This window comes from Aquimarina discodermiae (assembly GCF_040786235.1).
GTDB lineage: Bacteria > Bacteroidota > Bacteroidia > Flavobacteriales > Flavobacteriaceae > Aquimarina.
Genome location: NZ_JBFMKP010000014.1, coordinates 26,373 through 48,555 on the forward strand (window position 1 = coordinate 26,373; position 22,183 = coordinate 48,555).

21 protein-coding genes are annotated in these 22,183 nt (G+C 32.0%); 13 read left to right on the forward strand and 8 right to left on the reverse strand.

Features of this window, described 5'->3' with window-relative positions; all coding sequences use genetic code 11:
• Positions 1-12 precede the first annotated feature (12 nt).
• The 4 genes from ABW636_RS10370 to ABW636_RS10385 all read left to right on the forward strand — a co-directional run bounded on the left by ABW636_RS10370 (position 13) and on the right by ABW636_RS10385 (position 5,791).
• A complete protein-coding gene (locus ABW636_RS10370; RefSeq protein ID WP_367589913.1) occupies positions 13-1,185 on the forward strand; it encodes a hypothetical protein in 1,173 nt (390 codons plus the stop codon).
• A gap of 221 nt (positions 1,186-1,406) precedes the next feature.
• A complete protein-coding gene (locus ABW636_RS10375) occupies positions 1,407-1,589 on the forward strand; it encodes a hypothetical protein (RefSeq protein ID WP_367589914.1) in 183 nt (60 codons plus the stop codon).
• Between the two features lie 613 nt (positions 1,590-2,202).
• The gene (locus ABW636_RS10380; protein ID WP_367589915.1) at positions 2,203-4,572 is read left to right on the forward strand and encodes a DUF2339 domain-containing protein; all 2,370 of its coding nucleotides are present in this window, start codon (positions 2,203-2,205) and stop codon (positions 4,570-4,572) included.
• Entirely contained in the window at positions 4,556-5,791 is a 1,236-nt protein-coding gene (locus ABW636_RS10385) for a DUF3999 family protein (protein ID WP_367589916.1), read from the forward strand. The genes ABW636_RS10380 and ABW636_RS10385 overlap by 17 nt, the downstream gene beginning before the upstream one ends.
• A gap of 43 nt (positions 5,792-5,834) precedes the next feature.
• Here the strand turns inward: ABW636_RS10385 and ABW636_RS10390 are convergent, their stop codons facing one another.
• The 6 genes from ABW636_RS10390 to ABW636_RS10415 form a co-directional block, all read right to left on the reverse strand.
• Entirely contained in the window at positions 5,835-6,578 is a 744-nt protein-coding gene (locus ABW636_RS10390; protein ID WP_367589917.1) for a carbohydrate-binding family 9-like protein, read from the reverse strand.
• Positions 6,579-6,752: 174 nt separating this feature from the next.
• Positions 6,753-8,621 (reverse strand): DUF885 domain-containing protein, encoded by a 1,869-nt coding sequence (locus ABW636_RS10395; RefSeq protein WP_367589918.1) that lies wholly within the window; start codon positions 8,619-8,621, stop codon positions 6,753-6,755.
• Positions 8,622-8,645: 24 nt separating this feature from the next.
• Positions 8,646-10,496 (reverse strand): CocE/NonD family hydrolase, encoded by a 1,851-nt coding sequence (locus ABW636_RS10400; RefSeq protein WP_367589919.1) that lies wholly within the window; start codon positions 10,494-10,496, stop codon positions 8,646-8,648.
• A gap of 595 nt (positions 10,497-11,091) precedes the next feature.
• Positions 11,092-11,310, reverse strand: a complete 219-nt coding sequence (locus ABW636_RS10405; RefSeq protein ID WP_367589920.1) for a hypothetical protein — start codon at positions 11,308-11,310, stop codon at positions 11,092-11,094.
• A gap of 13 nt (positions 11,311-11,323) precedes the next feature.
• On the reverse strand, positions 11,324-11,725 hold the full coding sequence (locus ABW636_RS10410) for a hypothetical protein (RefSeq protein ID WP_367589921.1): 402 nt from the start codon (positions 11,723-11,725) through the stop codon (positions 11,324-11,326).
• A gap of 14 nt (positions 11,726-11,739) precedes the next feature.
• Complete coding sequence (locus ABW636_RS10415; RefSeq protein ID WP_367589922.1) at positions 11,740-12,267, reverse strand: RNA polymerase sigma factor; 528 nt, start codon at positions 12,265-12,267, stop codon at positions 11,740-11,742.
• Positions 12,268-12,609: 342 nt separating this feature from the next.
• Here ABW636_RS10415 and ABW636_RS10420 point away from each other — a divergent pair, with 342 nt between their 5' ends.
• The 9 genes from ABW636_RS10420 (at position 12,610) to ABW636_RS10460 (ending at position 18,691) form a co-directional block, all read left to right on the forward strand.
• Complete coding sequence (locus ABW636_RS10420) at positions 12,610-13,107, forward strand: GNAT family N-acetyltransferase (RefSeq protein ID WP_367589923.1); 498 nt, start codon at positions 12,610-12,612, stop codon at positions 13,105-13,107.
• 72 nt (positions 13,108-13,179) lie between these two features.
• Positions 13,180-13,764, forward strand: coding sequence for a Crp/Fnr family transcriptional regulator (locus tag ABW636_RS10425; protein ID WP_367589924.1), 585 nt, complete (start codon positions 13,180-13,182; stop codon positions 13,762-13,764).
• A 74-nt stretch (positions 13,765-13,838) separates the two neighbouring features.
• A complete protein-coding gene (locus tag ABW636_RS10430) occupies positions 13,839-14,345 on the forward strand; it encodes a type 1 glutamine amidotransferase domain-containing protein (protein ID WP_445012684.1) in 507 nt (168 codons plus the stop codon).
• A 198-nt stretch (positions 14,346-14,543) separates the two neighbouring features.
• Positions 14,544-15,005 (forward strand): hypothetical protein, encoded by a 462-nt coding sequence (locus ABW636_RS10435; protein ID WP_367589925.1) that lies wholly within the window; start codon positions 14,544-14,546, stop codon positions 15,003-15,005.
• A 704-nt stretch (positions 15,006-15,709) separates the two neighbouring features.
• A complete protein-coding gene (locus ABW636_RS10440; RefSeq protein WP_367589926.1) occupies positions 15,710-15,997 on the forward strand; it encodes a hypothetical protein in 288 nt (95 codons plus the stop codon).
• A 223-nt stretch (positions 15,998-16,220) separates the two neighbouring features.
• The gene (locus ABW636_RS10445) at positions 16,221-16,550 is read left to right on the forward strand and encodes a GNAT family N-acetyltransferase (RefSeq protein ID WP_367589927.1); all 330 of its coding nucleotides are present in this window, start codon (positions 16,221-16,223) and stop codon (positions 16,548-16,550) included.
• A gap of 420 nt (positions 16,551-16,970) precedes the next feature.
• Positions 16,971-17,534, forward strand: a complete 564-nt coding sequence (locus tag ABW636_RS10450) for a hypothetical protein (RefSeq protein WP_367589928.1) — start codon at positions 16,971-16,973, stop codon at positions 17,532-17,534.
• A gap of 11 nt (positions 17,535-17,545) precedes the next feature.
• Complete coding sequence (locus ABW636_RS10455) at positions 17,546-18,085, forward strand: hypothetical protein (RefSeq protein ID WP_367589930.1); 540 nt, start codon at positions 17,546-17,548, stop codon at positions 18,083-18,085.
• 369 nt (positions 18,086-18,454) lie between these two features.
• A complete protein-coding gene (locus tag ABW636_RS10460) occupies positions 18,455-18,691 on the forward strand; it encodes a hypothetical protein (RefSeq protein WP_367589931.1) in 237 nt (78 codons plus the stop codon).
• Positions 18,692-18,817: 126 nt separating this feature from the next.
• On the opposite strand, the gene ABW636_RS10465 is transcribed toward ABW636_RS10460, so the two are convergent.
• Positions 18,818-20,800 (reverse strand): cytochrome c biogenesis protein CcdA, encoded by a 1,983-nt coding sequence (locus tag ABW636_RS10465; protein ID WP_367589932.1) that lies wholly within the window; start codon positions 20,798-20,800, stop codon positions 18,818-18,820.
• On the reverse strand, positions 20,797-22,113 hold the full coding sequence (gene tilS / locus ABW636_RS10470) for a tRNA lysidine(34) synthetase TilS (protein ID WP_367589933.1): 1,317 nt from the start codon (positions 22,111-22,113) through the stop codon (positions 20,797-20,799). The genes ABW636_RS10465 and tilS overlap by 4 nt, the downstream gene beginning before the upstream one ends.
• Positions 22,114-22,183 lie beyond the last annotated feature (70 nt).

Below are 22,183 nucleotides of genomic sequence, written 5' to 3' on the forward strand. Positions count from 1 at the left end.
AAAACTAAATAAATGAATAAAGGGGAACCTACAAATATTTCATTAACTGGAAAAAATAGTCATTCTATAACAATTTCTCCAGGTCAAGGAAGCTTTACTATTGGAGCTATTGGAATGGATACGAAAAAATATGATGTTCTTGTCGATAATGACTTGCCTATTAATTGGGATTCTTTCAATTTACTCTTTACTTCACACGGAAAAAAACACTCAGACCTACATCCTTATGGAAATTGGCCACGTGTTTTCCGTTACTCGGGAAATGATTCTAACTTTTCAAAATGGTCTGAAAAAAGAGAAATAGAACAATTCACTTGGACTCCTTTAAAACCTGTATCTGCAGATTTTTCAAAAGCAAAAATAAGTGGATTAATTATTAATGCTGAAAATCATAAAATAAATCTAAAACTAGGTAACCATTCTGGATTTTCTCTAACTGGAAATATAGCAAATGTAGATATAGAAAGTGTCGTGAAAGTGGATTCATTAGCTTTTCATCCTTCTACCGACAAAAGCAGTAAAACACCTTATAAGTTACCAACTATTAAAGAATTTAGTAAAGCTAGCAAGGTAAGTATTTATGTGGAACCTTTTGGTCAAGCTTTTGATTGTAAAAGCCTTTTACAATTTAAAAACCTAACAAGTTTAGAATTATATGGTAACGTTACCAATTTACAATACCTAGAACAATTTGAGAATTTGGATAGACTAGCCATAAGATATGCTCCAAACTTAAAAGAGTTACCATCTCTAAAATCTTGGAAAAAATTAACATCATTCATTGGCTGGAATATTGAAGAGACCAAAGGAAAATTACTTAGAAGTGAATTAAAAAAATTAACCAAAGAACGAGAGTTAGATTATTCAACCGTTTCTCAATTAAGAAAATCCATTTGGTTTACTACGGAATATGGAATACCATTTTCTGCCTGGAAAGGTAAAAATGCTAAATCAGCTATAAAAAACTATAAAGCGACTTTAAAGAAATTAAAAAAAGTCAAAACAGAAAAGGAAGCAAAAGAAATATTAATAGACTTTACTAAAACATTTAATGATTTATCACAAATAGAAACAACAGAAAGAGAAGACATTGGCGAAGCTATAGAGCAATTAAGACAAATTCCAAGTTTTGAAATTGACGCAAAAAAAGCAATTAAATGGTTTGATGAGGTTAGAAATTATTAAGTAAAAAAACTACTGCCAACAATGGCTATAATTAATACGGGTTTTGCTATTTAATCCAAAAGTTAGTGTATTTTTATAATGTCCGCCAAATCTTTTGATTTGGCTTTAAAAATAAAAAAATTAAAACAAAATAAAAAGTTTTGGCTAATTGCTTAATCGGAAATTAATCGCTTTTTTATTCCCGTACTAATCATAGCCGAAGCCGCTGGCCTTAATAAAATATGGATACTAAAATTTTAGCTAATAAAGGATTAAATATAAGTGACTTTTTTTTACCTCCGTTTGATCTAAATCAAAGTGAATTACTCGGTATTATTATAGGAAATGATCATCATTCTGAGTTTCTATACAATACCCTGAAAAATTATCTTTCTGAAGATGAAAATTATTTAAACCCTGAATAAAAGCTAAGCTTAGCAAAACATTTTACAGAAAAAAATTGACTGGGGTTTGAGAAAATCTTCTCAACCAAAGTTGGACAATTCTTAAAAAAAATGCAGATAAAGGACCTGACCTAACAAATGAAATATATAAAATTGACTATATAAATCCTTCTACAAGAATTGATTACTTGCCAGGAAATCCAAGACGCATAATGACCTTGATAAACACTATCTCAAAATCAAAATATATTCTTTTCGACACTTTTGGTCAAGATAATAGAGGGGTAAAGGAAACTCTACATTTTGTAAAAAAAAAATGTAATAGATAAAGGAGGCTCAGCTATTTGGATAGATAACTTTGGAGTCAATAAAGATCTTTGTACAAAGTTTATAACCATAGAAAAAGACAACAAACCGATTGAATCTAAAAAGTTTAAGTTTAAATTAAAAATATAAACACAACAAAGAGAGATGTAATTCACCGCTAATAAATCTCTTCATAGAATTCATTCTAATTTTATTACCTTGTTAAACTTATTGGAATGTTTCCTTCGCCACCGTAGCAGTTCACCAGTTGCTATTACTGCGTTGTGCAACAAACCATACATTAAATGTTTCCATACATTAAAAAAATATGACTAACAATCAAGACCAAATAAATCAGCTCCTAGAAAAGCTGGATACCCTTTTGAAAAGACAGGATGACTTTTCGAGAGATATCAATACACTTCGAATTGAGATCGATAGACTGAAAAACAACGAGACTGAACAGAAGGTTAACAAAGAACAGGACAAGCTTGCCATCGACAAAAACGTTGAAATCAAAAAAGACACAGCAACGACTGCTCACAAACATCAGCAACCAAAGCAACTACAGCAAGAACCTATAAAACAAACTGCTCCACCTGTCAAGAAGCGGCCTAAAGTAAAATCTGATCTCGAAAAATTTATTGGTGAAAACCTAATCAACAAAATTGGTATTGCGATTACCGTTATTGGCGTTGCGATCGGTGCAAAGTATTCTATTGAGAATGATTTAATAAGTCCGCTTACAAGAATAATCTTAGGGTATTTGACGGGGTTAGGACTGTTAGGATTTGGAATAAAATTGAAGAAAAAATATAAAAACTATAGTGCTGTTCTTGTGAGTGGTGCAATGGCAATACTATATTTCATTACCTATTCGGCTTATAGTTTTTATGGCTTGATTCCACAAATTATGGCTTTTGCACTGATGGTTGTCTTTACAGCTTTTACCGTTATTGCAGCCATAAATTATAACAAACAGGTAATTGCTCATATCGGATTAGTGGGTTCATATGCTGTTCCATTCCTGCTAAGCGAAGATTCGGGAAAGGTTGGTATCCTATTTACTTATATAGCTATTATCAATATCGGGATTTTGGTCATTGCTTTCAAAAAATATTGGAAATCCCTCTATTATTCGTCCTTCGGGCTTACTTGGTTGATTTATTTTAGCTGGTATGTATCTGAATACCAAATTAATACCCACTTTGGGTTGGCACTTATATTTCTCTCTTTATTTTTTGGTATATTTTACCTAACATTTCTTGCTTATAAAGTACTGCAAAAAGAAAAGTTCGAATTTAGCGACACTATCTTACTCATTACCAATTCATTTGTTTTTTATGGAATTGGCTATACCATTCTCAACACACATTACACGGGAGAACAATTATTAGGTGTTTTTACACTTTTTAATGCCATTGTACATTTTATTGTGAGCATCCTAATTTATCGCCAAAAACTGGCCAATAGAAACCTGTTTTTTCTTGTATCTGGATTGGTATTGATCTTTATCACTATTGCTATTCCTGTTCAACTTAACGGCAATTGGGTCACATTGCTATGGGCCGGTGAAGCTGCTTTATTATTTTGGATTGGAAGGACAAAAAATGTACCTATTTATGAAAAACTGTCCTACCCACTAATGATTTTAGCATTTTTTAGTATTGTTCACGACTGGATGACGTTATATGACGTTTATTATATTGAAAGTCAAGAACCAAGAATAACCCCATTGCTTAACATCAATTTCTTAACCTCTATATTATTTATAGCAGCTTTCGGTTTCATTAACCTATTGAATCACAATAAGAATTATCTTACTAAATTGCTTCCAAGAAAAGGAATGTCAAAAGTCTTTTCCTTTTTAATTCCCGCAATGCTATTGATCACCATATACTATGCTTTTCGTATAGAAATTGCATATTATTGGAATCAACTTTACCAGGATTCAGCACTAACCATTAACGAAGCAGGTCAAGAGTATTCAGATCACTATTGGAACAACGATTTGAGAAAATTCAAGTCAATCTGGATCATCAATTACTCTCTGCTATTCGTTTCTTTACTTGCTTTTGTGAATTTCAGAAAATTAAAAAGTCGAACATTAGGATTTATTAACCTTGTTTTAATCATCTTAACTCTTGTTGTATTTTTAACTCAGGGACTATATATCCTAAGTGAATTACGAGAAAGCTATATGCAACAGACCTTATCGCAATATTATAAAAAGGGTGTTTTCAATATCATCATAAGATACGTTTCATTTGCATTTGTTGCTTTAACATTTGTCGCCTGTTATAAATATCTACAGCAACAATTTATGCGAATAAATTTCAGAATGGCCTTTGACTTTTTATTGCATACCTCTGTTTTGTGGATTGCCAGCAGCGAGTTAATCTATTGGATGGACATGTCAGAATCAACACAATCTTACAAACTAGGATTGAGTATTCTTTGGGGAATCTATTCACTTTTCCTCATTACTTTAGGAATATGGAAAAAGAAAAAACATTTAAGAATTGGAGCCATTATATTGTTCGGAGTAACGTTGATCAAGCTGTTTTTCTATGACATTTCACACCTTAATACAATTGCAAAAACCATCGTATTCGTGTCTTTAGGTGTATTACTTCTGATAATTTCATTCTTATATAACAAATACAAACATATCATTTCTGATGAAACACCTAAATAGTATCTTATGTTGTCTGCTAATTCTTGTAACCTATTCATTTTCTTATGGGCAGCTAGCAGACAACGACTACAAACGAGAATTAAAAGGGATTACAGCACAATGGCATAAGATTATTGTACCCAATGAGCTTTTTGAAAAGGCCTCTCCAAATCTAGCGGACCTGCGAATTTTTGGGCTAACAGAAAGTAATGATACCATTGAAATTCCTTACTTATTGCGTTTATCTGCTGAAAAAATATCCACCAAAGATGTAGCATTTACATCCCTTAATGCCTCACATAATGATAAGGGGTATTATTTTACATTTGAAATTCCCTCTAAAGAATCCATCAATCAAATCAAATTAGATTTCAATCAAGAAAATTTTGACTGGCGAATTACTCTTGAAGGCAGTCAGAATCAAAATGAGTGGTTTACTGTGGTCGAGAACTACCGAATCCTATCTATCAAGAATAACCAGACTGATTTTCGATTCACTAAATTATCCTTCCCAGATTCGAAATATCGTTTTTTCAGGTTGCTCATAGACAGTAAAGAAAAACCTAAACTAACGGTTGCAAGCTTAATACAAAATGAAATTACTGAGGGCAAATTCAGAACATACAGCATAAAGAAAATGACTGTTAAAGAGCATAAGCAAACTAAACAGACTGTTGTTGACGTTGACCTTCAGTTACCTGTTCGACTAAGTAGTATCCATATAGATGTTTCTGAAACTTTTGACTATTACCGTCCTATAACCATCAAATATGTTACAGATAGCTTAAAAACCGAGCAAGGGTGGAAATACAATTATAGCAAACTAACCTCTGGAACATTAAATTCGATAGAAAAAAACGAGTTTCAATTTGGTAACACGACGGTTCAAAAACTAAAAATCTACATTGACAATCATGACAATCACCCCCTAACCATTAATAAAATAGAAGTAAAAGGACACCTACATGAATTAATCGCTCGTTTTACAAATCCTGCAACGTATTTCCTAACCTATGGTAACCAAAGAGCTACCAGGCCTAATTATGACATTGCACGTTTCACAAATAATATTCCCAAGGACTTAACTGAATTGGATCCGGGTTCTGAATTGATCATAGAAAAAAAGAAAGCATCAGTAGTAGCCCCTATTTTCGAAAACAAGACATGGCTATGGGTAATCATGACCGTAATCATAGTATTACTGGGGTGGTTGTCTATAAAAATGATACAAAAGAAATAGAACACAAATTATTGTTTAGTCCTATAATTTCTAATTGAGATTACTACTCCAGATACAAATACCCAAAAAAATCCGGAGCATGAAAATTTGGAGTTTCTCCCATGGTACTACTCCAACAAGCAAAAGTGGCATTTTTTTCGGTAACACTCCAATCTTTACTTTTGTGATCCTCATTAGAAATAATTCTAAACATGTTAAGCCGATATATAGTATCTATAGTTTTATTAGGATATTGTAATAAACCAAGAGGAATTTTAAGGTATCCTATCCATGTTTTATTTTCACTGTCTTTTTTGACCGTATGAATGATCCCAGAAGTAGCTATATCTACCAGATCTAATGCAAATTTTTTATCACTTTTATAACGATTTGTTATTTTGGCCAAAAACAGGGCATTATTAGGATTTAACTGTATCTCCAGGTAGTTTTCCTTAGTTTCTTTTCCTTTACTTATAAAAAGCTCAAAAACCTCTTGTTTAAATAGCCATGAATTGTCTTTCGTATAGCTATTTTGATCTAACCTAGGATTGTTTCTACATTCGAATTTTATTTCTAAAAACTCATTATCATACTTCATCGATACCAAAGTCTCTTCTTTTATAGGTTTCCCTCCTACCGAATGATTAAAATATGTAGTATCTATTTTGGTGAATGTATCTTTATTAATTCTTAGTACCGGTAGTTCTTTATCAGGATAAATGACTATTGCCTCATTTGTTTTTTTTACTTCTTTTTCCTGACAGGATAATGAAAAAAGAATAAATAATGCTACAAGAGTTACTTTCATAATACTATAATATTGTAAATCAACCGCCTACAAGCAATTTCACAAGGCATCCAGCAGAAAAACAGTTTTACATTTCGAGGCAAGCCGCGGAGAATTAAACTCCATAATGTGGATTAAAAACCTCATAGGATTTCTGCTATGAGGTTTTTATTATATGATTATATCTGATCAAGTCTAAGAACCAACTTTTCTATTTTTGGTGATACTTTTTTTAGAAATCCATACCGCTACCAAGTCCTCTAAGATGGTAAGAGGTACTGCTCCATTTGTCAATACAACATCATGAAACTCTCTGATATCGAATGCGTCACCTAATACTTTCTTTGCACTTTCTCTTAATTCCAGAATTTTATTCATTCCTATTTTATATGCAGTTGCTTGACTTGGCATCACAATATGTCGTTCTACCATTTTTACAGCATCACTTTCTGCATTAGGAGTATTATCGGTATAATACTTAATACCTTCTTCTCTTGTCCATTTTTTGGTATGAATCCCAGTATCTACCACCAGTCGACAAGCTCTCCATAACTCCATTGCCAATCTACCAAAATCAGAATAAGGGTCGCTATACATTCCTATTTCCTTGGGCAAATACTCGTTATATAATCCCCAACCTTCTATATAGGCAGTATATCCTCCAAATTTTCTAAACTTAGGTACTCCTTTTAACTCTTGTGCTATAGAAATTTGCATATGGTGCCCTGGTATTCCTTCATGATATGCCAGTGCTTCCATTTGATATTTGGGCATTGCCTTCATATCATATAAATTAGCATAATAAATTCCTGGTCTGGATCCATCTGGAGTTCCTTGCTCATAAAAAGCTGTTCCTGCACTTTTCTCTCTAAAAGCTTCTACTTGCTTTACTACTATATCAGCTTTTGGCTTGGTTATAAAGAGCTGATCCATTTTAGATTTCATTGTATCAATTAGCGCAACTGCCTGTTCTAGATATGCTTTTTTACCTTTCTCATCCTGAGTAAAATAGAACTGAGAGTCTTCTTTCATAAACGTAAAGAAGTCTTTTAAGGTACCATTATAACCTACTTTTTTCATAATATGACGCATCTCCTCATGAATACGTGCCACTTCTTTAAGCCCGAGTTCATGAATTTGATCTGATGTCATATCGGTAGTAGTTGTTCTTTGCAATGCAATCTTATAGAACTTTTCGCCTTTAGGAAATTTCCATACCCCATCTTCGGTTGTTGCTCTTTGTTGTTGTTCTTCTAACAACGATATAAGTGCTTCATAAGCTGGTTTAACACCTTCTAAAAGTCCTTTTTCTGCTTTAAATATTAACTCTTTTTTGTGTTCATCAGAAATTTCCAGCGCATTTACTTTTCCTTTAAAATCAGCTAGCAGTGTACTTTCTTTATTTGACTTATCAAAAGGTTGCCCGGTAATGATATTACGGCTGTCATCCAAAACTTTTGCAAACACAAACTTAGGCAGCATGATACCGTTTTTCTCTCTCATTTTTATATTATCGACAAGTTGAGCAAACATTGGTTTAATACCGTATAATCTAGAAATATATGCCTCTGCATCTATAGTGTCGCTTACCCTATGTATGCTAATTAAGAAACTTGGTATCTCTGCTTGCATACCATGCATTTGATTTACAGGATAGTCATAAAAACGGTATTGAAAATCTTCTATTTCATTTTCTAGATTTTGTTTCATCAATTTATAACTTAAAGTCGTCGCCTCATCTAATTTAGAAAGGTCTACCGAGTCCTTTAGGTAAGAAAGACGTTGTTTTGCCAGTTCTAAATCTTCAACTTTTCGTTTTGAAGATATATCATCCCATTTACCATAATCTTCTGTTTTAATACCCAAATAAGACTGCGTTATTGGGGATTTTTTTAACTTATCCTGAAACTGTACTTCAAACCAATCATTTAGTTTTTCAGAATACGTTTCATTACTTATCGCTGTAGAAGCATTCGTATTCTTGGCTTCTTTGTTTTCTTGTTTACAGCTAGCAATGGTCAGAAGAGATAAAAACAATAATCCCTTTATTTTTATTGCGTTCATAATCTTGGGTATTTGGGTTAATACTTATTTTAAAATAGTGACCTCTATGGAAGAATCATGATATATCGTATGTGTCTGCTTTGTAAAGTCAGTATCCTTTGCTTTAAAAATATTAGGTACAAAGGTCTGTGGGTTCAAATCGATCAACGGAAACCATGTACTTTGCACTTGTACCTGAACCTTATGGCCTTTTTTAAAGGTATGGTGAATATCTTGTAATTTGATGGTTACATCGGTCTTTTGATTAGGAACAAAAGGCTCTGGTTTACCAAAATCATTTCTAAAACGTCCTCTCATTACTTCGCTACGCACCATTAAATGATAGTTTGACATTTTTAAATATTCCTGAGTCTCTTTTGTATCTTCTGTTTCATCAGGGTATATATCTATTAGTTTTACTATCCAATCGGCATCTGTACCTGTAGTCGCTACTTTTAGCTGGGCAAGGATATCACCGGTAATAGTCATATCTTCTGTCAAAACTGGTGTTTCAAAAACCATTACATCTGGACGACGGGCTGCAAAACGTTGATCATCTGTCATATATTTTCGCAACTTGTATTCCATTTTAATATCTTCAGAATACGGTACTGGTTTTTTAGGATCACTCACAAACTGCACGTTTCCTTCTTGCGTTGCAGTTCCTAAAAGCCCGCTACCAGATAAGAAAAAGGATTTCTTTTCTATATTTTTTGGAGGCCAGGTATCATATGTATTCCATTCTTTTTTACCGGTATCAAATACTCGTATTTCTGATAACCCAGTGTTATTATCTCCCGATCCTTTAAGAAAATGATTAAAAAACTTTGTTTCTATATCACGTTGATACGCTATAGATAGATCATCTCCAAAATAAACATTTCCTATTGCCTGACGTTTTTTGGTGTAATACCAATCCCCATGTCCCCATGGACCGAATACCATAATATTATAATTATCACTATTCTTCTCGATACTTTTATAGGTTTCTAAAGGCCCGTATAGGTCTTCTGCATCAAATAAACCTCCTACGGTCATTACGGCAGGTTTTACATTTTTTAGATGTTGTATAATCCCTCTTGATTTCCAGAACTCATCATAATTAGGGTGTTCTGATAATTGTTTCCAGAAAAAATTACCATCAAAATGTCCTTCTATATTACTTAAAGAACCTGCTTTTAAGAAAAAGTCATATTGGTCTTTACTTTTCAATTTTGGAAACTCATACCAAACCTCTTTGGTACGTCCTTCTTTGGGATATCCAAACACTGCGGTACCTCTCCAATAGCTTAATATATACGCTCCATTATGATGAAAGTCATCAAAGAAAAAGTCTCCGATAGGAGCTTGTGGAGATACAGCTTTTAAAGCAGGGTGTGCATCTAACAAAGCACAATTAGCGTAAAACCCCGGGTACGAAATTCCCCAAACTCCTACTCTACCATTGTGATTCGATACATTATTGATTAACCATTCTATAGAATCATAAGTATCGCTCGATTCATCAATTTGTTTTCCCTTTTTATTCGGAATATAAGCGCGCATATTATCATACTCTCCTTCACTGTTCCAACGACCCCTAACATCCTGATACACAAAAATGTTCCCTTCTTTCATCAAGAACTTATTAGGCCCTAGCCTTTTTCTAAATTTACCTTCTCCGTAAGGTTTACAACTATAAGGAGTACGCTGAAATAATATGGGGTATTTTTTTGAAGTATCTTTAGGTGAATAGATAGTCGTATGTAATTTGATTCCATCTCTCATCACAATATCCACTTCCTGCTTGATATAGTGATCTTTAATTTTATAGGTATCTGCTGCTTCTTGAGAAAAAACGACACCTACATAAAGGAGCATTATGCACCCTAAAAGAATAAATTTTGTTGATTGCATTAGTTTACATTTTGTTTATCGATGAAGATAAAAAAATGTGTTACTAGGCATACAGTTTTAAGGAGATTTTAACATCTTTAAACTACAACAGTTTTTGACTGAATTTGTATACATTATTTTTGATTCATATCGATCAGTACTACACTCTCGATGCAATTTTATGAACACATATCGATCAACGTATGTTTTCAAGCAAAAGCCTAATTTCGATACAATTTTTCTTCGTTTCACTATGAAAAATCACTATCACTGGATATTTTGTAATAATTTGTTTTTCAAAGTTTTACATATTCTTAATTTTTTACCTAACCTCCTTTGATTTAACTTTCTGTTCATTTTCTTTGCTCGCCCAAAGAAAACGAACCAAAAGAAAAGGCGCTTTTTTTAAGGTATTTTTCAATTTCATTGAAAACCAGATTTGTTTTGCTAAAATCTTTCCAAGGTTTCAAGATTTTTTAACGCAAAATAAATCTTATACTGGTGAAAAAAGATTTCAAAGCTCTGCTTTGAAACGTCAGTACAACCATTGGATAAAATTTATTGGATATCTCAATTTGACGGCTTTTTATCATTTTACTGTTGTTCCGAGTTCCCGTTAATCAGGTAATGTCTTGATATAAAAGCCATGTAATTGTACTATTTTTATAATATCATCTTCGGTGATATTGGTGTTAGCCTCAATCCGAAGTACATTATCTATGTCCTCGAGGTCAACAGACCACCTTAAAATATCGGTATACTTTTTAAATACAGGTTTTAAGAATTTTACTTTTTTCTTTGATTTAATATCGGTACGAAATATTAATAGTTCCATAGTGCAATGAGGGTTACTCTGATTCTGAGGTTGTATCTTGGTCTTGATTTAATTGTCTTTCTATATATTGTTGATACTGCTCATCTCCTTCTTCTTTCCAAAATTTATCATAGTATTTCCATTTTGAAAAATCGGTTTTAGCACCTTTTTTACATTCGTCTTTTGACGATTTCGAACCACCCCCTGTACCACAACCGCCAAGAAGTATTTTAAGTAATATAAACAACCCAACTGCTTGCCAGTATGTAAGTGTGGTTAACCCAAATATCTCTGGCATAAGCCAGTTCCATAACCACATAATTACAAAACCGAACAAAATGACTAATCCTATAATGGCTATCCCACCAAAAATGATCATCCCGACTATTTCTATGGGTGATTTTTTTCTAAACTTATGAGTGAAAAAATTTGTCATAATCTAATCTTTTATTAATTAATTTCTAATTCTATTTTTTTATACAATATGCCAATTGCTCTATGCCTTCTGGACATAAGTGTTCCTATAGGAATTCCTGTTTCTTGTGAAATCTCTTTATACGAATACCCTTCAAAATCAACTGCTATGATAATGTCTCTATACGCTGGTTTTAACTGATCAATTCCCTTTTTTAACATCAGTACCATTTGATCTGATGGGTAATCCTCTACCGACTCGCATAGTATGTCTGCAAATTCTAACAAGTCACTTCTCTTATCTATCGAATCCATCCTTTTTGAGGTTCGCATCACATCTATAATTTTGTTTTTTATAGAGCGATAAACGAAACCAGCAACATTATTGATTGGTGCATACCTATCTGCTCCCGAAAACAATTTTAAAGCCACGTCCTGCACAATATCTTCTGGATTACGGTTTACGGTAGTACTGATTTTAGTGCCTACATAAAGCTTGAGAGATTCATACTCTCTCCCAAAGAAATCCTTAAGTTTTTTATTATTGTCCGATTCCGATTTCATTAACACCTTTTATTGGGCCTTTTGATTAAAAAGACGATACTTTTTTAATGTATTGCATTTTTCTAGAATTATTTTTTTCGACTGCACCTTATTTATCATTAACTGACGATTATCAACCTAAATTTGTTTCAGGCTCTCATCATAAATAGCTGTTTAGTAACATGTAAGATTCCAAAATAAATTCGGAATGATATTAAAATTATGATTATGGATAAGAACGAACAATTCATTATTTTAAATCAATAAGAAATCCATTAGATTTGTAGGAAATATATGGGATATGATAGCAATTGCTATTGTATCATTGTTAGCTACAATAGGAATTATAAAAATTGGTGAGCTATGATAGAATTTAAACCTTTTAATATTGATCTCGCTGCTGAATATGCAAGGATGAGGAATGTACCCGAGATTCTTGATAATGGATATGACAGGACTCCAAACCCTTTTACCGAGAAAGATGCTTTAGAATTAATAAGTAAAGAAATAGGAAAGAGCCCTTCTGAGCGTTTCTTCATTTTCTGGAATGGAAAATTAGCTGGTGAAATCGGAATTTCCATTAAAGAAGATGTTTTCAGATTAAACGCTGAAATAGGATATTTTGTAGGTAAAGAATTTTGGGGACAGGGAATAGCTTCAAAGGCAGTTGATAGAATGACCACTTATGCCTTTGATAAATTTAATATTGTCAGAATAGTTGCAGGAGTTTTTGATTATAATAAATCTTCAATGAAAGTTTTGGAGAAAAATGGTTTTTATCTTGAAAGTATAAGAAAAAGTGCTGTAATTAAAAAAGGAAAGATACTTGATGATTATATTTGGGTAAAATTAAAAGAATAAAATAAAGTTGTTGACAACATATACACCCCATTAAAACGGGGTTTACATCTGGACGTTCACCAATAATTCGAAATGAGCATCGAAAAATCAACACTACAGGAAATTTTTAAAAACATCTCGTTTTCAAAAGAAGAAGAAAACCTTATTGAAAGTAAACTTGAAAAACTCACTCTCAAAAAAGGTACTATACTATTAAAAGCAGGCGATAAAGTTATCAATCAATATTATGTTCATCAAGGATGTTTAAGAACGTACTTTATTGATACATCAGGTAAAGAACATACTCTGCAATTCGCAATTAATGATTGGTGGATTAGTGATTATACAGCAATCTTCACTACATCCAATGCGATAATGTATATTGAAACTATTCAGGAAGCAACTCTATATAAAATTTCTCAAAAAAGTATGGAAGATTTATTTAAAGAGATTCCGCTATTAGAAACTTTTTTTAGAAAAAAAATGGAAGGAGCTTTTGCTCGTTTTCAAAAGAGAATATTGGCAAATTTAGCACAATCAGCCAAAGAAAGATATATTTCATTTATAAACACTTATCCAAATATAGAACAGAGTGTAAAAAACTACCATATTGCTTCTTATCTAGGGATTACTACCGAAAGTTTAAGTAGAATTAGAAAAGATATATCCCATAATTGATTTCTTATCCTAGATCAATTTTTAATACTTGATTTGATAATAATTTTACTTCTGTAAAACAAAATCATTATCCAATGAAAAGAATAACAGCAATTGTTATCGCTTTAGTCTTATTTTCTTCTTGTGATAAAAGCACAAAAGAAACTAAAGCTAATGAACAAAAATTAAGTATTAATATAAAAAAAAGTAACGCAATGAAAAAAGTATTATTTGTATTAACAAGTCATGAAGATTTAGGAAACACTGGGCTTAAAACCGGTTTTTGGATTGAAGAGTTTGCCACTCCATATTATCTATTAAAAGATAAAGGAATTGAAATTACTTTGGCATCTCCAACGGGAGGGAAACCTCCAATCAACCCAAAAAGTAATGGTCCAGATTTCCAAACTCCTTCAACAGTACGATTTAATAACGATACTGAAATACAAGAAGTATTATCTAAAACGATAAAATTAGAAACTGTAAATCAAGAGGATTATGATGCCATATTTTATCCAGGAGGTCATGGACCACTATGGGATTTGGCTGAAGATAAAAATTCAATTGCCTTGATAGAAGATTTTTATAAAAAAATCACATAGTATTAAATAACATTACACAAAACCACATACATAATCATTGCAGGAAAACGATCTATCAAATGGTATTGTATATTTGGTAGGACAACAATGTTTGCATAGCGCAAAAAAACTAGTAATCAATGCACAGAAAAATCGAAAAGTAGAGTAACATTTTGCTTTGCTAAGACATATATAGTAAATATTAGTTTTTATTGACAGATGAACTTTATTAGAGAAATATTTAATAAAAATAGAATTAATTGTCCTAGGTGCCTCGGAAAAGGAGACGTGGATTGGGAAGATATAAAAAGACTAAACAAAAGACTCAAATGGCGACCTGGAAAATGTGCTTACTGTAATGGGAAAGGAAAAGTTAGTAAAAGTTTTGAAAATAAAGTAGCAGTTGACACAACTTACTTAACTTCTGACTTGAATAATGATGAAAGGAATAAAATATTAAAAGGAGACAAACAAGCTTTATCAAGAGGAATTTTATCCGAAAAAAGAGCAGACGATTTCATTGAACAAGTCAAGTTTTTGAATTTAAAGGGAAATTTGACTGTCAAGGAAATAATTGAATTTTATCTAATTCCAGAGAATAAAATATCTGCCGAAGAAAAAGAAGAATTGATGGATTATATAAAACTAATAATAGAATTCGATAATAAAAACAAAAGCTAACACTATTTAAAAGAAAACCAAGTTGAGTCCTAAAATTGAACTATCATTATTTTTCATTGCAGCATTTTTTATTTTCAGACTAATGGACCAATTCTAGTAAAAAGCTAAAAAATAGTCTTTTAAAAGAGAATCCAAAATTGATAGAAAAAGTTTCTTGGTATTTTAAATTTGCAACTTATTTCTTTCAAAGTTTCCCTATATTTTGCCAAATATATGTTGTACTAACCTGGACCGACATTGTTAAACTTGATAAATTATATGATTGAATTTTTGATAATTACAATTCTAATAACTCTTTTTGGTGTTTTTTTGTATTGGGCATATTTACCGGATTATAAAAGAAACCCAAAAGAATTTTGGCGAACAATAATTGGAATGCCAATTGGAATGTTGCTGGGCGGACTAGGATTCACAAAATTGAATGATAGAATAAAAAAATGGACAACGGACAAGAATCGCAAAAAAATAAATTAGAAAAGTAAAGTGATTTGTTTACAACATTTTTTATTTGCCTATAGAAGCTAAGTAATCAATCGAATAGTTGTTGTGTTTTTGTTAAAACGCAATGCTTGCAATAAAAAAAAGCTAGTAATCAATGCGCAGAAAAATCGAAAAGAAAGGAGAAATTTTGCCTTGCTACGACACTTATAGTAAACGCTATGTGCAACAAAATCAATTATTGATATAAACAAATTCCGAATCTAATGTTTAAAAATATATTTAAGAGAAGAAAAAATGATTTAGCTTCAAGATGTCAAACCTATCTTGAAGCTGGACCGCCGGAACATATGTCTAATTATGTACCAGGATCTTTAACAGAAATGATTATTGGACATGGAGCTCAGGGAAACAAATTGGATTCCGAGTTAGTAGAAATAGCTAGTATTATATTAACCGAGACTCAGTCAATTCAAAAAATCGAAGATGATAAGATTCGAGATTATTTGTTGCAAGGATCAATTTTAGTAAATGAAATTCTTAGTAGTCAGTAACGAATATTCAAAGTACAAGAAAAATGAAAAATAACGTTTATGGCATTTGATATATCTAAACAACAATAGAACTTTTATAGATTATCATGAAGAAGGGCTAAAATGAATCAAGTTATTGAAACAAAGAGTGATTAATAGACTTTAAAACTACACACAGTAATTTGTATATTGCATATGTACCTTCGCCAGGTAAATGTAAGAGATGTTGCGTTTAATGTTGGAAATGAAATTCGAAATAAAAAAAGCTGAATCAAAACATAAATATGAACTGCTACAACTTTATAGAGAAGTAGCTGAAATCTCGGATGGAATAATTCGAAATAAAGATGAAATCAATGAAGAATATATTTCAAACTTTCTTACCCAATCTATAGAAAACGGACTTATTTTAATCGGAACTATTGGGGATAAAATTGTTGGAGAAATTCACGCTTATACTCCAGGAATTTACGCATTTCAACATATACTTACAGATTTAACTATAATCGTTGACCCCAATAATCAAGGAAAAGGAATTGGACGTAAGCTTTTCGATTTTTTTTTTTGGAAATAGTTGCCACCGACTTAACTCAGATTAAAAGAATTGAATTGTATACTCGGGAACATAACGAGCGGAATGTTAGATTTTACGAAAGTCTTGGTTTTATAAACGAAGGACGACAGAAAGATAAAATATTTATAAATGAATCTGAATTTAAAACACCATTACATATGGCTTGGTTCAATCCAAATTACGGAATGAAAAAACACTAAACATAACAACCAACGTGTATAAGCAATAGCGGTTTGGGTATTTACTCAAACCGTTTTTTCATTTAAATAAAGTATATTGTTATCCGAAAAGTAGTTGTGAAGAATCCGCTACTACTCATATACAAAATCATTAGTAGCAACTCATACTTAAATAAGGCACTATGTATGAGAAAATAGAATTAATTCAAAAAAGTAAATTGATCATTTATAATTCAAAAACATGAAAAGATTACGAATAGCTATTCTTAGCATAACTGTACTATTTTTTACGGCATTCACAAAGACTTCTTATGACAATTATACTATAACACATGGACAAGCTGGCCCCTTTACAATAAATAGTGCTTTTCCTGGAGAAGGAAAACACTTTGGTTATGATATCGTGAAAAAACAAACCATTCGTTATGCTGAAGACGGAGCTGATACATTAACTATTTTTCATGCACAAAAAGAAGAAATTACCCATATTATTATACACCCAAAATTTGACAACAATGCATTGATTGAAGAGTTAGAAGTGGTTAGTCCTTTATATGAAACTAAGGCTGGTATTGGAGTAGGAAGCTCTATCAACGACTTTTATTCATATTACAATGATGCTGAAGCATTATTCACTTTTGTTAGTGACAGCTACTGGTTAGAAACTAGAGCCGTACATGGTGCACAATTTCAATTTCAGGCCAAATCACATAAAGGCGCTCCAGATACTTTTGAAGATTTAACTATTTTAGAAAAAAACAAAATAGACACAAAAGGAAGAATCATTAAAATTCGTTTATTTTAATAATCAACAAATTGGTAGTAGTAAAAATACTAAAAGTAATATTTATATTAGTTTTAATCCTCTGTTTAGGATGTAATACCAGCAGAAAAAACAGAACTAAAATTGTGGTGAAGGGACAAGTAGATAAGTTGGAAAAAATTGTGCACAACAATCTGAATAACGAGTCTGAATTGAATCCTGAAATAGTGTTGAATTCCATTGTGGAATTATATCTATCAGATAAAAATATAATTGTAGGATCTAATGAAAATCCGATTGACATTTACGCAACTTATGGCACTGATTTCTGGAGAGAAAATAACAAAAATAAAACCTTTGAAATTTCAATTGCTCACCAAAAAGTTGGTGAAAATGACGGAATTCTCTACGAGTACCGAATTGATATGATATACAAACCAACCGAATTTAAAGGAATTACGGGTTTTAATTTAGGTTATAACCCAACATCGGATTTGGGACAATTCAAAAAGTCAATAAAAGAATCCGACGGATTTAAAAAAGCGTTGAAAATCAAACCTATTAGAGTAGAAATAATTAAAGAACGGATATAAAATAATTTGCTAACAACGTATATGAGCCAAGTGCTGCCAAGTGTTCGATCTAATGGTTATTATATTTTGATAAGACACAATACTTGCAGAGAGGAAAAGTTAGCAATCACTAGGCTAGAAAAGTCGAAAAGCTAAGTAACATTTTGCTCCGCTTCGACACATATAGTAAACGTTGTATCTCATAATAATTTTAAAGACTAATGCTAAATTTTTTCAAAAAAAAAGAAAATCCAAATTCCTGAATTCTTAAAAATTGATGGATACCAAAATAAAGATAAATATTTTATAAGAACCGCAAAGTGGGACTGGTTAAATAAAGAACAAATCAATGTTATCCAAAAGATAGATGGCAAAATTAAAATGATGACAATGGATTATTGGTATCAAGAAATATTTTTAGATGCTGATGGACAAAAAACAATAAAAGAAAACTTAGATAATATGGTTAAACAATTTATAGATAGTAAAATGGAAATTCCTAGTGAACTTGATGAGATGTTAATTGAAATTTTAGACGAACTTGAAAATGAATTAAAAATTGTTCAACTTGTTGACCAGAAAACAGAACTTAAAGTGGAATTTAAATTACCATTATCAAAACAATAAAACAAAAACACAATGTTGTGATCCATACAATACTAAGACTGTATGAATATACATTTAAATTTATATTGCTTTTCAAAAACTAAACCTATACTAAATTCCGGTATCTAAGCCACCCAGCCGTAAAACCTACTTTTCAAAATTCGTTACCCCCCCCTTCAACCATTTAAGATATTCATTGGCATCGGGTGTATAGGCAGTAGTAGCATTTAATAAATTCATATCTGTATCTAACAATACATAATACGGCTGTGAATTATTTTGAAAATTAAGGGTCTGAAATGTGGCCCATTTATCACCTACAGTTCTAATTTCTTTAACTCTACCTTCTGGTTTTAAAAACTTAAACTGCTCCTCTTTTGGCAGCTCTTCTCTGTCATCTACGTACAAAGAGATCAAAATATAGTCATTTTTGAGAATATCTATAATATCTGGATGACTCCAGACCTGTTCTTCCATCTTACGACAATTTACACATGCCCAACCTGTAAAATCTACCATAATGGGTTTATTTTGTGCTTTTGCAGCAGCAACACCTTTTTTAAAATCTGTATATGCATTTAATCCTAAAGGACCATGTGCTTCTTTTTCATAAATACTATAGAAAAGAGGTGGCGGAAAACCACTCAATAATTTTAAATTGGCATAAGCGGTATTGGTAAGTCCCGGAATTAGATACAACACAAAGACTAAGGTAAGCACACCTAATATTTTTCTACCCAAACTCAATTTTTGAATAGGACTATCATGTGGGAAACGTATTTTTCCGAAAAGATATAGTACTAACCCCAAACCTATTAGAATCCATATTCCTATAAATATTTCTCTTTTTAAAACCCCCCAATGCTCTACCAAATCGGCATTCGATAAAAACTTAAACGCCAATGCCAACTCTATAAAACCAAGTACTACTTTTACCGCATTTAACCATCCCCCGCTCTTTGGCAGAGAATTTAACCAATTAGGAAACAGTGCAAACAATCCAAAAGGCAAGGCCAGGGCTAGTCCAAAACCACCCATTCCTGCACTTAGCTGCATAGCTCCCCCATCACTTGTTAGGGATCCTCCCAATAAAGAACCAAGAATAGGCCCTGTACATGAAAACGATACCAAGGCCAAGGTTAATGCCATAAAAAATACTCCTACAATCCCTCCTATACTATTGGCTTTGCTATCTAACTTATTACTCCATGAAGCAGGTAATGTGATCTCGAAATACCCAAAAAAGGATATAGCAAATACAATAAAAATGATAAAAAAGATACAGTTAAGAATCACATTGGTCGAGATATTATTTAATATCTCTGGATCTACAGAATCTAATAGATGAAAAGGAAGGCTTAATAACAGGTAAATCGCAAAAATAAAAAAGCCATATAGAACGGCATTAAACGTCCCTTTTTTACGATCCTTTGCTCCTTTAGTAAAAAAGGAAACGGTAAGCGGAATCATAGGAAATACACATGGTGTTAACAACGCTATGAGTCCTCCTAAAAAACCTAAGATAAATATATTGAAATAACTTTTTTTCTCTACCTGTTCTGATGGATACGTATCCCAACCTTTAATATCAATCAGTAAGCTTTTTGACTTTTCTTTGTCTGCCTCTGTGATACTCGACAGATCTCCTTTGTTTTCTTTAACTTCTCCCAAAAGGTCGATAGTAAACTTTATTGCTTCTGGGGCCAAACATTTTTCATCATCACAGACTGAAAAATATACTTCGGCTTCTATACTTTTAAGACTTTTATCAATGAGTTTAATTTTCTGAGAAAAAGTTACTTTTTCCTCAAAATACTTCACGTCCATCTCAAAAATATTGTCAAACTTTTGAATCCCGGCAGGCTCTGTAGTTTCTCCAACAAGCGCATACGTCGTCTCTGAAGCATTATACGTAAACTCTGTAGGAGTTGGAGCTATCTCATCGGTTTCTGCTTCATGCTGAGAATATAAATGCCAACCTTTATCGATTTTTGCCTTAAAATATAGTGTATACGTATCTTCACTTTCTTTTTCGACACTGGCTTCCCATTCTACGGGATCCAGAGTTTGTGAAAAAACTGATGTAGATACAATTAATAAAGATATGAACAGCAAAATGATATTTTTCATCGATGTATTGTAATTTTTAATAGTTCTTTTGATTGGGGTGTTATTTTATATCTGTTATCTGCCCTGTAATTTATAACCCATACTATTTCCTTTCCAGAACATAAAAGCCATACCCTTTCTTTGGCCAGTAACGATAATTTTTCGTCTTTGAAATATTTACTTAATTTTTTCTTTCCTTTCATTCCTAATGGATAAAAATAGTCGCCTTCTTGCCATTTTCTTACAATCAAAGGGTATTTTAACTTTCCTTTATCAACATAAATAGTAGTAAGATCAGTATCCAAGATTTCGTTCACCTCTTTAAACTTAAGAGTTCCAGAAGGAATCATCACAATATTTTCTTCTTCAGGAACTTTATAAGTACAGTCAGAAATTTCTTTGATCAAAGGGGTTATTAACAAATATTCTCTATCTTTTATTAATCGATGTGTTTCAGAAAAAATCTGTTTTCCAGATTGTGCTGTTATAATTTGTTCAATATCATCCCAAGCCTTAAAACCATAATCTTTCAACAAAAAGTATAAACAAGCTCTAGAGTTTCCAAAATCTCTTAATCTATTAATAGGTATTTTTATCGTATCGGTTTCTAAGACCTCAAACAGTTCTTTTTTGATTACAAATGTTTGATTTTTGATAAACTCACTCGCCTGATTAACATATTCTAACGTTTTATTAAAATTCTGAAGAAACTGAGGGTTCATTAATTTTAATTGTGGAATGAGATCGTGTCTTACCTTATTTCTAAGATATTTGGTATCACTATTACTCCTATCCTCCCGCCATTCGATATCGTTCTTTGTTGCAAACTCATAAATTTGTTCTCTTGTAAAAGGCAATAAAGGGCGAATAAAAACATCATTAATCTCGGGTATCCCTGTTAATCCATCAATACCGGTTCCTCTAGACAAATTAATCAAAAACGTCTCTAAAGAATCATCTGTATGATGTGCTGTAAGTATGTAATCAAACTTATACAAGCCAGCAAGCTCTCTAAACCAGTCGTATCTCAATTCTCGTGCTGCAAGTTGAATAGATAAAGTATTTTTTTTTGCGTATACTTCTGTATCAAAAGACTTTATATACAATGGGATATCTAACGTTTCTGATAGGTGTGTTACAAACTTTTGGTCTCCATCACTTTCTTCTCCTCTTAACTTAAAATTACAATGAGTAAGACTAATATCCATACCCAAAGCGTGACAAAGCCTTGTAAGCACAATACTGTCTAACCCTCCACTACAAGCTATTAACAATTTACTTCGTAATAGAAATGTGAGATTGGCCGTAATATGATTTTTAAAGTCTTGCAGCAATAGGTTTTAAATTAAAAATTTTGGTTGTTCAAATATACGATTTTGAATCACTACTGCCATTACTTGAATA

Excerpts from the sequence above, each read along its gene's own strand:
- ABW636_RS10410 (WP_367589921.1), bottom strand. The coding sequence starts at position 11,725 with ATGACAAATTTTTTCACTCATAAGTTTAGAAAAAAATCACCCATAGAA.
- ABW636_RS10395 (WP_367589918.1), bottom strand. The coding sequence starts at position 8,621 with ATGAACGCAATAAAAATAAAGGGATTATTGTTTTTATCTCTTCTGACC.
- ABW636_RS10380 (WP_367589915.1), top strand. The coding sequence starts at position 2,203 with ATGACTAACAATCAAGACCAAATAAATCAGCTCCTAGAAAAGCTGGAT.
- ABW636_RS10375 (WP_367589914.1), top strand. The coding sequence starts at position 1,407 with ATGGATACTAAAATTTTAGCTAATAAAGGATTAAATATAAGTGACTTT.
- ABW636_RS10445 (WP_367589927.1), top strand. The coding sequence starts at position 16,221 with ATGAAATTCGAAATAAAAAAAGCTGAATCAAAACATAAATATGAACTG.
- ABW636_RS10465 (WP_367589932.1), bottom strand. The coding sequence starts at position 20,800 with ATGAAAAATATCATTTTGCTGTTCATATCTTTATTAATTGTATCTACA.
- ABW636_RS10385 (WP_367589916.1), top strand. The coding sequence starts at position 4,556 with ATGAAACACCTAAATAGTATCTTATGTTGTCTGCTAATTCTTGTAACC.
- ABW636_RS10440 (WP_367589926.1), top strand. The coding sequence starts at position 15,710 with ATGTTTAAAAATATATTTAAGAGAAGAAAAAATGATTTAGCTTCAAGA.
- ABW636_RS10405 (WP_367589920.1), bottom strand. The coding sequence starts at position 11,310 with ATGGAACTATTAATATTTCGTACCGATATTAAATCAAAGAAAAAAGTA.
- ABW636_RS10435 (WP_367589925.1), top strand. The coding sequence starts at position 14,544 with ATGAACTTTATTAGAGAAATATTTAATAAAAATAGAATTAATTGTCCT.
- ABW636_RS10370 (WP_367589913.1), top strand. The coding sequence starts at position 13 with ATGAATAAAGGGGAACCTACAAATATTTCATTAACTGGAAAAAATAGT.
- ABW636_RS10415 (WP_367589922.1), bottom strand. The coding sequence starts at position 12,267 with ATGAAATCGGAATCGGACAATAATAAAAAACTTAAGGATTTCTTTGGG.
- ABW636_RS10425 (WP_367589924.1), top strand. The coding sequence starts at position 13,180 with ATGAGCATCGAAAAATCAACACTACAGGAAATTTTTAAAAACATCTCG.
- ABW636_RS10460 (WP_367589931.1), top strand. The coding sequence starts at position 18,455 with ATGGATTATTGGTATCAAGAAATATTTTTAGATGCTGATGGACAAAAA.
- ABW636_RS10450 (WP_367589928.1), top strand. The coding sequence starts at position 16,971 with ATGAAAAGATTACGAATAGCTATTCTTAGCATAACTGTACTATTTTTT.
- ABW636_RS10390 (WP_367589917.1), bottom strand. The coding sequence starts at position 6,578 with ATGAAAGTAACTCTTGTAGCATTATTTATTCTTTTTTCATTATCCTGT.
- ABW636_RS10400 (WP_367589919.1), bottom strand. The coding sequence starts at position 10,496 with ATGCAATCAACAAAATTTATTCTTTTAGGGTGCATAATGCTCCTTTAT.
- ABW636_RS10420 (WP_367589923.1), top strand. The coding sequence starts at position 12,610 with ATGATAGAATTTAAACCTTTTAATATTGATCTCGCTGCTGAATATGCA.
- ABW636_RS10430 (WP_445012684.1), top strand. The coding sequence starts at position 13,839 with ATGAAAAGAATAACAGCAATTGTTATCGCTTTAGTCTTATTTTCTTCT.